8 protein-coding genes, 1 tRNA gene, 1 pseudogene and 1 riboswitch are annotated in these 9,690 nt (G+C 60.2%); of the genes and pseudogenes, 5 read left to right on the top strand and 5 right to left on the bottom strand.

Annotated features, from left to right (window positions below):
* Window positions 1-23: 23 nt before the first annotated feature.
* The 4 genes from B3849_RS16500 to B3849_RS16485 all read right to left on the bottom strand — a co-directional run bounded on the left by B3849_RS16500 (window position 24) and on the right by B3849_RS16485 (window position 5,275).
* The gene (locus B3849_RS16500; protein WP_278426407.1) at window positions 24-2,450 is read right to left on the bottom strand and encodes a TonB-dependent receptor; all 2,427 of its coding nucleotides are present in this window, start codon (window positions 2,448-2,450) and stop codon (window positions 24-26) included.
* A 186-nt stretch (window positions 2,451-2,636) separates the two neighbouring features.
* A complete protein-coding gene (locus tag B3849_RS16495) occupies window positions 2,637-3,113 on the bottom strand; it encodes a hypothetical protein (protein WP_005851872.1) in 477 nt (158 codons plus the stop codon).
* Entirely contained in the window at window positions 3,110-3,274 is a 165-nt protein-coding gene (gene hemP, locus B3849_RS16490; protein ID WP_009826214.1) for a hemin uptake protein HemP, read from the bottom strand. The genes B3849_RS16495 and hemP overlap by 4 nt, the downstream gene beginning before the upstream one ends.
* A 357-nt stretch (window positions 3,275-3,631) precedes the next feature.
* Window positions 3,632-5,275 (bottom strand): BCCT family transporter, encoded by a 1,644-nt coding sequence (locus B3849_RS16485; RefSeq protein ID WP_278426409.1) that lies wholly within the window; start codon window positions 5,273-5,275, stop codon window positions 3,632-3,634.
* A 366-nt stretch (window positions 5,276-5,641) separates the two neighbouring features.
* Between B3849_RS16485 and B3849_RS16480 the strand changes: the two genes are divergently transcribed.
* The 3 genes from B3849_RS16480 (at window position 5,642) to B3849_RS16470 (ending at window position 8,585) form a co-directional block, all read left to right on the top strand.
* Window positions 5,642-6,403 carry a hypothetical protein gene (locus B3849_RS16480; protein WP_180828813.1) on the top strand — a complete coding sequence of 254 codons (762 nt, stop codon included), beginning with the start codon at window positions 5,642-5,644 and terminating at the stop codon, window positions 6,401-6,403.
* 36 nt (window positions 6,404-6,439) lie between these two features.
* Window positions 6,440-6,616, top strand: a riboswitch (cobalamin riboswitch).
* A gap of 51 nt (window positions 6,617-6,667) precedes the next feature.
* On the top strand, window positions 6,668-7,348 hold the full coding sequence (gene bluB / locus B3849_RS16475) for a 5,6-dimethylbenzimidazole synthase (RefSeq protein WP_278426411.1): 681 nt from the start codon (window positions 6,668-6,670) through the stop codon (window positions 7,346-7,348).
* Window positions 7,349-7,586: 238 nt separating this feature from the next.
* On the top strand, window positions 7,587-8,585 hold the full coding sequence (locus B3849_RS16470) for a hypothetical protein (protein WP_278426413.1): 999 nt from the start codon (window positions 7,587-7,589) through the stop codon (window positions 8,583-8,585).
* A 188-nt stretch (window positions 8,586-8,773) separates the two neighbouring features.
* Here B3849_RS16470 and B3849_RS16465 read toward each other — a convergent pair.
* A tRNA-Thr gene (locus tag B3849_RS16465) sits at window positions 8,774-8,848 on the bottom strand.
* A gap of 84 nt (window positions 8,849-8,932) precedes the next feature.
* Between B3849_RS16465 and B3849_RS16460 the strand changes: the two genes are divergently transcribed.
* Together B3849_RS16460 and B3849_RS16455 are read left to right on the top strand one after the other, a co-directional pair.
* Window positions 8,933-9,133, top strand: coding sequence for a hypothetical protein (locus B3849_RS16460; protein ID WP_009826219.1), 201 nt, complete (start codon window positions 8,933-8,935; stop codon window positions 9,131-9,133).
* A gap of 3 nt (window positions 9,134-9,136) precedes the next feature.
* A pseudogene (locus B3849_RS16455) lies at window positions 9,137-9,690 on the top strand (UDP-N-acetylglucosamine 1-carboxyvinyltransferase); the annotation flags it as partial.

The following is a 9,690-nucleotide window of genomic DNA, read 5'->3' as shown; positions in this document are numbered from 1 at the left end:
ACCGCCAGCCTTGGGTGTGTGGTTTAGAACTTCATGCTGACAGAGATGGACGCAGAGCGACCCGGTGCCACATAGACGAACGGCGTGCCGGAGCGGTACAGCGCGTCATAGTAGGTTTCATCCAGCACGTTATCGATGCGGAAGTTGACCGAGGCATCATCCGTGATGTGGTAATCCGCCATCAGGTCAAAGCGCCAGTAGCTGGGCAGCTCGTTGCCGTTGGTCGCCGCGAATGTGCCGCCCTGAACGCTGCCGCGCCATGTGGCTTGGCCGCCAAAGCTCCACTGGTCGTTATAGTCGTAACGGGCCAGTACGTTGAACTGCTCGTGCGCGATATTCGCGAACTCTTCGCCGACGTTGTCGGGGTTGCTGCTTTTCAGCACTTCGCTGTCCATCAGGGTCGCACCGCCGAACAGGCTCAGCTTTTCGGTGATGTTGCCGCCAAAGCCCAGTTCGATCCCGCGGACGCGGTATTCGCCGGTCGCGGTGGTCACAACAGGTGCGCCGCGGCCGCCTGTGCTTTCACGGGCGTTGTCCTTGGTGGTCTGGAACAGCGCAGCGGTGGCGGTCAGGTTGCCGAATTGCCATTTGGTGCCCAGTTCGATCGCGGTGTTTTCTTCAGGCTCCAGCAGCAGGTTCGAGGAATCGATCCCGTTGTAGCTGCCGCCGCCTGCGTCCAGCTCATCCCCGACAGGGTTGGTGGAGGTGGCATAGGACAGGTAGATCGACCCGTTGTCGCGGGGTTTCCAGACAACACCGGCATTCCAGTTGAACATGGTGTCATCGCGCGACAGCGTATCGGCACCGGCTTCCGTGGTGGTCCGGCTGACGCTGTAGTCATCCAGACGGGCACCAAGGTTCAACTGCCACTGGGGGTTAAAGGTGATCGTGTCGTTCAGATACAGCGACCGTGTGGTGACATCGGTCAGCGTCGCATCGGCGCTGCGGACAGGTGTCGCTGTGGAACAGCCGCTGACATCGGGGTTGTAGATCGCGACAGAGCACCCCTCGAGACGGTCCTCGGCAGTGCCGCCGCCCACTTCGGAGGATAGGCCGACATAGCCGCGCTGACTGATTTCTTCACGCGACAGCGCGAAGCCCGCGATCATGTCATGGCGCGCCGACCCGGTGTTGAAACCAAAGGAAAGCTCGCTGGTGTTCGACGCCACTTCGTTGACCTGATACCGGCTTTTGGGAGAGGCGGTCAGCGTCCAGTTCTGCGGATCGGCATCCGAGGTGTCAGGGCGTTCAGGTGCCGACACGATATAGTCGTTCTCGGTCCGGCTGAGACGGGAGCGGTTGGTGAATGTCATGCCCGGTGTGATTTCAAAGGTCGCGCCGAAGGTGGCAACGCTTTGTGTCGCATCGTGGAAATCGCGGTCTGGGTTGCCGTAGAAGGTGTCCCGGTCCAGCGTCGGACGGCCTGCAGCGGATTCGGTGAAGGGCACGCCGTTGGTGCCATCCCATGGCACACCCCAGTCCGGCATCTGTTTCATCTGCAGCTGGTAGGCTTCGAAATCCAGTGTCAGACGGTCGGTCGCTTTGTATTCGGCAGCGATGGACAGACCCAGACGGTCGTCTTTGCTCCCGTCGCGGCCGGCAACGTCGCTGACTTGGGCGACGGCACCGATGCGGGTCTTGAAGCGGTCGTTCCAGACCTTGTTCCAGTCGACTTCCTGACGCGCCAGATCGGCGGTGCCAAAGGTCGTGGTGGTTTTGACAAAGTCCGTATCCTGCGCCTTTTTGGTCACCAGATTGACCGCGCCGCCGGTGGTCGAGCGCCCACCGATGGAGCCAGACGGGCCTTTGGTGATCTCGACCTGTTCGGCCATAAATGTTTCGCGCACGGCAACGCCGGAATCACGCACGCCGTCGATGAAGACGTCGTTGGAGGACCGGAAACCGCGGATGAACAGAACGTCGCCGAATGCGTTGCCGCCTTCGCCGGTGCCCAATGTGATGCCGGGGGTGGTGCGGGCGAGCTCACGCACCGATGTCGCGTTCTTGTCGCGCAGCACTTCCTGGGTGACTGCGGTAACGGTGCGCGGTGTATCGACCAGCGGTTGCGTCAGCAGCGAGTTGCCCGATTGAACGGCCTGATATCCGGCTTCGGGATTGGCGTAGGGCGACAGACCGTTCTCGCCAGCGACGGGCGCGGCGGGGGCAGCAGCAACGGGGGCCTCGGCCACGACGGGTGCAGGGGCGGGTGCCGGTGTCGCGCGGGGGGCAGGGGTCGCCGCGGCGCGTTTCTTGGCGGGTTGTGGTTTGGGCTTGGCGGCCTGCGGCTCTGAGGTTTCAACCTCGATCCCGGGAAGCAGCAGCGGCTCGTCGCTGGATTGCGCATAAAGTGCTGCAGGAGACGTCGCGCCGATGGCGGCGGCCGTCATCATGCCGATGCTGCGGCTGGCCGTGTGGCCACGCAAGCTGTGTGGTGTTTTCGTCTGAGTCATATCGCCCTCGTCATTGCCCATTCGGGCTGTTTTTAGGGGGCTGGTCTGGACGATTGGCTACCTATTCACGGGCGGGTTACTAAGGCTGATAAAAACAATCAAGTATTAAACTTCGGCAACCTTACAAAAATTTCAATGGGTTGTAGCGTTGCACATAAGGCGTCGATCGGGCGCGCGAAGCGCCCGTTAATGCAGCGTCGGTGCTGCTTCCATTTGCGCGACCTCGCTTGGTGCGCTCAGGCGCATCCGCTTGAGCGCCAGCCCGAAATCCGCAGCAAGCGATGCCACCAGCGGGGCCATATCGGCGCGAACCAGCAGGGTCGCGATCAGCATCGCGTCTTCGCGCTGTCCGTCCGTGGCTGTCGCGATGAAGTTCGCAAAGCAGGATTCGTCCGATCCCAGACATTTGCACGTGACCGAATGGCGCATCAAAGGCCGCCGCCCGAACCGTGCACAAAGCGAGCATAGCTGTTCAAACGTAGCGAGCGCCTTGCTCCCGTTGGTATGGCCGAGGACGCTGGCAAAATCGCTGCTGACTTTTTCCTGTGCGTCAGGCCCGTCACACCACATCCGCAAATAGATGACCGACGCGGCCTGAAGGCTGTCCAACTCTGTGATGAACCCTACCGGGGCACCGCCGGGGTGCTGATGTGCGTCATTCATTTGGTCAGGATCAATTTGCCAGCGCGTGTGATTCGCAGGGTGTAGGTCTGGGTATCCAGCACGATTTGGGCGAGATCTCCGCCTTCGGTCAGGTCGCGGGCAGAGTAGGTCGGCAGCGCGTTCATCGGGGCTTGGGTCTTTGGGGGGGCATGAAATGTCATAGGGCTGCTCTATCAATGGTCATGGAAAAGGAACGTTGCACGCGGCACCGATCATCAGGCAGCCCTGCGGCTTGGTCCTGACGGTGAACGGCAGTCTGCGTTCTGGGGAATGGTCTCATCGTGGGACTCCTCACATCATATGTGTCGGGCGTCCCCGTGATCACGGGCGGGGTGGCTAGACGTTTCCATAAACCTGATTGAAATTATAGGTTATGTCAATCCGACAGTTTTAGTCAGAATACTTTGGGCGCATTTTTGTTTGTCTGTGCCGTGCAAAAGAATACCCCCCGCAGCACGGGGCGGCGGGGGGTATAAGGCGCTTTGACTGGCAAAGCACAAACGTCGGTAAGGGTTGCGTTATTGCGTCTTCATCTCGGCGCGCAGGCCGCGGAAGATTGCGTAGCACAGGAACAGCAGCACCACAGTAAAGGGCAATCCGGTAGAGATAACCATCGACTGAAGCGACTTGAGCCCACCTGCAGACAGCAGCAATACGATCGCTACGGCACCTTCGAAGATGCACCAGAACACGCGCTGTGGCGCAGGTGCATCAACCTTGCCGCCTGCCGTGATCGTATCGATCACCAGCGAGCCGGAGTCAGACGAGGTCACGAAGAACACAATGACCAAGACGATCCCGATCAGCGATGTGATCCCGGCAAGTGGCAGCGCGTCCAGCATGGCGAACAATTGGCGTGGCAGCTCGGCTTCTTGTGCGGCGGTGTAGCCGTCGCTGATCACCTGATCAATCGCAACGCCGCCAAAGACGCTCATCCACAGGACGCAAACGAGGCTCGGGATCAGCAGAACGCAGGTCAGGAACTCACGTACGGAACGGCCACGGCTGACGCGGGCGATGAACATGCCGACGAAAGGGGACCAGCTGATCCACCATGCCCAGTAGAACGATGTCCAGCCTTGCATAAAGTTGACGTCTTCACGGCCGATCGGATTGGACAGACCGGGCAGATATTCCACATAGGCCAGCAGCGATGACCCGAAGGTCGACAGGATCGCCAGCGTAGGTCCGACCAGCAGCACGAAGGCCAACAGCAAAAACGCCAGACCCATGTTGATCTCTGACAGGACTTTGACCCCGCCATCAAGGCCGCGCAGCACGGACACGGTCGCAATCGCGGTGATGCCGGTGATCAGCAGAACCTGAGTTGTTGGACCAACCGCCACACCAAAGAGCTCGTTCAAGCCCGCGTTGGCTTGCGTGGCGCCCAGACCAAGCGATGTCGCCAGACCGAAGAGCGTTGCAAATACGGCGAGAATGTCGATCACGTGACCGGGCCAGCCCCAGACGCGTTCCCCCAAGATCGGGTAAAAGGCAGAGCGGATGGTCAGGGGAAGGCCCTTGTTGTAGCTGAACAGCGCCAGCGCCAGCCCAACAACGGCATAGATCGCCCAAGGGTGCAGGCCCCAGTGGTAGATCGTGGCCGCCATACCCAAACGAACCGCTTCGGCCTGATCGCCCGCGGCCGCGCCCAAAGGTGCCCAATCGGTGCGCAGGCCATCTTCGCCAACAGCGGTGCCGCCCATGGAGCTCGAGAAATGCGATAGCGGTTCAGAGACGCCATAGAACATCAGACCGATGCCCATGCCCGCCGCGAACAGCATCGAGAACCATCCAAGGTAGGTGTAGTCGGGGCTTGCTTCGGCCCCGCCAAGACGCACACGGCCCAAAGGCGTGACGATCAGGAACAGGCAGAATAGCACAAAGATGTTGCCGGCAGAGATAAAGAACCAGTCAAAGCCCTTTGTCACCGACGAGAACAGCCATGTGAACAGCGCGCCAGACTGTTCGGGCAGCGCGAGTGTATAGAATACAAAGGCAACAATACACACACCCGAGATCGCGAAGACCGGGTTGTGAATGTCGAAGCCGAAGGGCCCCACGCTGCCTTCTTTGTTGTCTTGGCCGATCTCGTAATCCGTGTCGATTACGGCAGCGGCACCGTCGGGTGTCGGGATACCCGGCGACGTTTCATCTGTCATTAGATGCTCTCCATTTTATGTATTTGCGACTAATCATAGCGCAACTCCGACAAAACGACCACCGCTGCGCGGGAAATAAGTAAATGAATATCATGGCTTAGCCCCCGGAAGCGGGCTTGACGCCCCATTTGCGGGTCGCGGGCTATGCGTTTTTTCCGTGGTTTACCGCGAATCCCCTCTTTGGATTCGCGTGAAACACCGGGGCCGTTCCGCGTGCCACACTGCCCACGCCCGTCTGAACGGAGGGGGCAACCGCACCGCGGGATAGCGCCCTATCCCAAAAGATATGCCGCCCTATCCGTCCATGGCCCCGACCCACCTGCTTGCGCAAATGAAAGCGCGGGCGTCTGCGGTCACCATGGTCCCATGACAAATTTTTTCATCATGGGGGATGATATGAAAGTTACTTGCACACTACCAATTATCGCAACCGCGGCACTTCTGGCCGCTACTACTGTCAGCGCCGAAGGGTTCAGCCTGTCCGGTGCGCGCTCTGCCATGCAAAGCGACATCTCGTTCAACGTCATGCAATCCGCAGGGCAGGGCCAGATCAAGCTGCGCCATAAGATCCAGCCCAAAGCGCAGGTCCGGTCCAAAACCGTGAGCAGCCGCAGCCGGTCTTTCCAAGAGCTCAGCGGGGTCAGCACTGCCGCGGACCTCAAAAGCCTCATCGCTTGGGCCGAAGCAGGTCCGAAGGGCTATGACGCCGTGCAATACGGGGCCAAACGGCTGCCGCCACAGCGTCCGACGCAAATGACCATCGGCGAGATCTACCGCTGGATCGACCGCACGCCGGGCCAACCGCATGCCATCGGTCGATACCAATTCATTCCATCCACGCTGCGCAGTCTGGTGCGACAGGCGGGCCTGAGCAAGAATGACCGCTTTACCTCGGCGGTGCAGGACGGGCTGGCGGATATCCTTTTGGTCGATGCGGGGTTTAACGCGTTCAAGAAGGGCAAGATCAGCCGCCACCGCTTTATGGAAAACCTCGCACGTATCTGGGCCGGTTTCCCGACCTCTAACGGGCGGTCCTATTATCACGGCTATGCAGGCAACAAGGCCGTCATCTCGTGGAACGAGTTCGACGCCGTGATGAAGAAGATTTTCGCAACCAAACGCGGCTGATCCCCGCGTTAGGGCTTGTTCCGGGCGGACAGCCGTGGCCCAATGTCCGGGTCTGGTGTCCGCCTCGCGGAAGAATCGGGAAGCTGGTGAAACTCCGGCACGTGCCCAACGCTGTAATGGGGATGGTTTGCGCATAGGCCACTGGAATATTCTGGGAAGGCGCGCGGACCAGACGACCCTAAGTCAGAAGACCGGCCAGACAGTACAGCTTGCCCCGCATGGACAGCGGGATTGGCGCTTAAATGTATTGTTGGGGACTGAACAATGCCGATACCCTCTGCGCTGGCACCCGCCGCGCCCTTTTCAGATGCTGAACGCGACGCCGTCTACAAGGCGATCTTTACCCGCCGCGATGTACGCGATCAGTTTTTACCCGATCCACTGGCCGAGGATGTGTTGCACCGCATACTGACCGCCGCGCATCACGCACCGTCCGTCGGGTTGTCACAGCCGTGGAATTTCATCGTCATCCGCGATCAGGCCGCACGCGATCAGGTCTGGCAAGCCTTCAACCGCGCCAACGAGGAAGCCGCCCAGATGTTCGAGGGCGACCGCCAGACAAGCTACAGGTCGCTGAAGCTCGAAGGTATCCGCAAGGCACCGGTCAATATATGCGTGACCTGTGACCGCAGCCGTGGCGGCAAGGTCGTGCTGGGGCGCACCCATAATCAAAGCATGGATCTTTATAGCACCGTCTGCGCGATCCAGAACCTCTGGCTTGCCGCCCGCGCCGAGGGCATCGGGATGGGCTGGGTCAGCGTGTTCCGCGATGCCGATCTGCGTGATCTGCTGAAGATCCCCGACCGGATAGAAATCGTCGGCTACCTCTGTCTGGGCCACGTGGACGAGCTTTACCAGACGCCCGAACTTGAGGTGAAAGGCTGGAGCAAACGGCTCCCCGTGGACGAGATGATCTTTGACGGTACGTGGCAGGGCGACCCGTAGTCACCGCCCGTCCCGCGCACGTTGTCATCTCCCGCAGTACGGGTAATTTGCGCGGTCAGCGGAACTATGCCGGTTCCCTGACGTTGCCTTTGTGAAGCCAGTGCATCCCGCGTCTGGCACGCAAAGAGGAAGTATTCAAAATGGGCGGTATCATTTATCTCGTTGGTCTTGTGGTCGTGGTTATGGCGGTGCTGTCGCTGGTCGGTTTGGCGTAATCAAACGCCGGGGAGGCATTTACATGAACACGACACTCACTGAAAAAACTGCCGATGGATCCTATGTCGACTGGCCCGCAATTTTCGCGGGCACTGTTGTCGCTGTGGCGATCGGCCTTTTGCTGACCACCTTCGGCGCGGCACTTGGCCTGTCGTCGATTACGCTGGACGGAACCGACAACTCATCGACGCTTGAACTGGTGCTGACCGCGCTGTGGATGGTGATCACGCTGGTCGCCTCTTATCTGGCCGGTGGTTATATCGCGGGCCGCATGCGCCGCCGCGTCGAAAGCGCTACGGATGATGAAGTCACTGCACGTGACGGGATCAACGGTCTGGTTGTTTGGGGCCTCGGCTCTGTGATCACCGCCGTAATGCTATCAAGCGCGCTGAGCTTTGCAGCCAATACCGCGGGCAATGTTGCTGCGGGTGCAGGCAAAGCAGCTGGTACGGTCGTCGAAGCTGCGGGCTCTGCCGTGGGAGGTGCTGCCTCCGGACTGGCCGATGCGGCGGGTGCTGCAATCCCGGATGATGCCAAGAATGATCCGACAGATTACCTGTCGAACCAGCTTTTGCGCCCCAATCAGGTCGACCCCCTGACAGCCGATCCCGAGCAACTGGCAGAGCAGACCGCCAGCATCGTCGCGAATATCTACCGCACGGGTGAGGTGAGCGAGGAAGACCGGACCTATCTTGCCGGCGCTGTTGCCGCACGCACCGATCTGACCCAAGCTCAGGCGAAAGAGCGTGTGGACCAGATCGTGACCCAAGCGCAGGAAGCACGTCAGGAAGTCGAAGACGCTGTAGCCGCCGCCAAGGCCGAGGCTGAACAAGCCGCGGCAGAGGCGAAAGAAGCAGCGGTTGAAGCTGCGCAAACCGCGCGTAACGCCGGTATCCTGACCGCCTTTGTGCTGGCCGCCGCGTCGCTGATTGCCGGTGTGGCATCTGTCGCAGGGTCGGTCCACGGGGGTCGCCACCGCGATCAGGGCCGTCTGTTTGCCGGTCTGACATATCGCGGCTAAATTGCTTCACGTGAAAATCCAAACCCCGGCGGCGCAAGCGGTCGGGGTTTTCTTATGCCATCGTGATTCGGGACGTTTCGGGGCAGGGGGCGCTGCGACGCCTTCAGGCGCATCCATGGCACATGCCAAAACCGCAACGCCAGGTAAATAAGGCATCAGGGCAAAGCGATATGTTTAAAGGGGGGATCTGGTGCTGAAGGGGAGGATTGAACTCCCGACCTCGTCATTACCAATGACGCGCTCTACCACTGAGCTACTCCAGCACTGTGGGCGGGTGATTAGACCCATTCGCAATATGGTGCAAGCGTAATCTGGACCATATCGGTCCGCTGCGCTAGACAATCGACATGTCAAAGGATACCGCCCCACAAAAGCCGCCAAAACCCAATGTATTGCGGGAAGACAGGCTGAAAGCCGCGCTGAAAGCCAATATGGGCCGACGCAAGGCGCAAGCGCGTGCGCGCAGCGACAAAAGCCAAAGCGACGACACGCAAAATAATAACGCGCAGACAGATAACGGGCCGACCGGCCAAACCAAGGAAGGCTGAAGGATGGATTCGATTGTGGTCAAAGGCGGCGGTGCGCTGTCGGGACAAATTCCGATTGCGGGGGCCAAGAACGCCTGTCTGACGCTTATGCCCGCGACCCTGCTGTCCGAAGAGCCGCTGACGCTGACCAACGCGCCGCGCCTGTCCGACATCCGCACCATGACCGAATTGCTGCGGTCCCTGGGGGCAGAGGTGACATCGATGCAGGACGGTCAGGTTCTGGCGATGTCGTGTCATGGCGAGATCAACACGCGCGCCGAATATGACATCGTGCGCAAGATGCGCGCGTCGAACCTTGTGCTGGGGCCGCTGCTGGCCCGCGAAGGGCACGCGCAGGTATCGCTGCCGGGCGGCTGCGCGATTGGTGCGCGTCCGATGGATATTCACACCGATGGTCTGGCCCTGATGGGCGCAGAGATCGACTTGCGTGACGGTTATCTGCACGCCAAGGCGCAAGGTGGGGCATTGAAAGGTGCGGTCATCGACTTCCCCTTTGCCTCTGTCGGCGCGACCGAGAACATCATGATGGCCGCGACCTTGGCCAAGGGCACGACGGT

This window comes from Sulfitobacter sp. UBA4523, from assembly GCF_002388305.1.
In the GTDB taxonomy this organism is placed as follows: Bacteria; Pseudomonadota; Alphaproteobacteria; order Rhodobacterales; family Rhodobacteraceae; genus Sulfitobacter; species Sulfitobacter pontiacus.
This window is presented reverse-complemented; position numbering and strand designations above follow the sequence as displayed.

What these genes read in the sequence shown, in the direction of transcription:
- B3849_RS16500 (WP_278426407.1), bottom strand. Translation starts at nt 2,450, where the DNA reads ATGACTCAGACGAAAACACCACACAGCTTGCGTGGCCACACGGCCAGC.
- B3849_RS16495 (WP_005851872.1), bottom strand. Translation starts at nt 3,113, where the DNA reads ATGAATGACGCACATCAGCACCCCGGCGGTGCCCCGGTAGGGTTCATC.
- B3849_RS16480 (WP_180828813.1), top strand. Translation starts at nt 5,642, where the DNA reads ATGACAAATTTTTTCATCATGGGGGATGATATGAAAGTTACTTGCACA.
- B3849_RS16470 (WP_278426413.1), top strand. Translation starts at nt 7,587, where the DNA reads ATGAACACGACACTCACTGAAAAAACTGCCGATGGATCCTATGTCGAC.
- B3849_RS16485 (WP_278426409.1), bottom strand. Translation starts at nt 5,275, where the DNA reads ATGACAGATGAAACGTCGCCGGGTATCCCGACACCCGACGGTGCCGCT.
- hemP (WP_009826214.1), bottom strand. Translation starts at nt 3,274, where the DNA reads ATGACATTTCATGCCCCCCCAAAGACCCAAGCCCCGATGAACGCGCTG.
- B3849_RS16460 (WP_009826219.1), top strand. Translation starts at nt 8,933, where the DNA reads ATGTCAAAGGATACCGCCCCACAAAAGCCGCCAAAACCCAATGTATTG.
- bluB (WP_278426411.1), top strand. Translation starts at nt 6,668, where the DNA reads ATGCCGATACCCTCTGCGCTGGCACCCGCCGCGCCCTTTTCAGATGCT.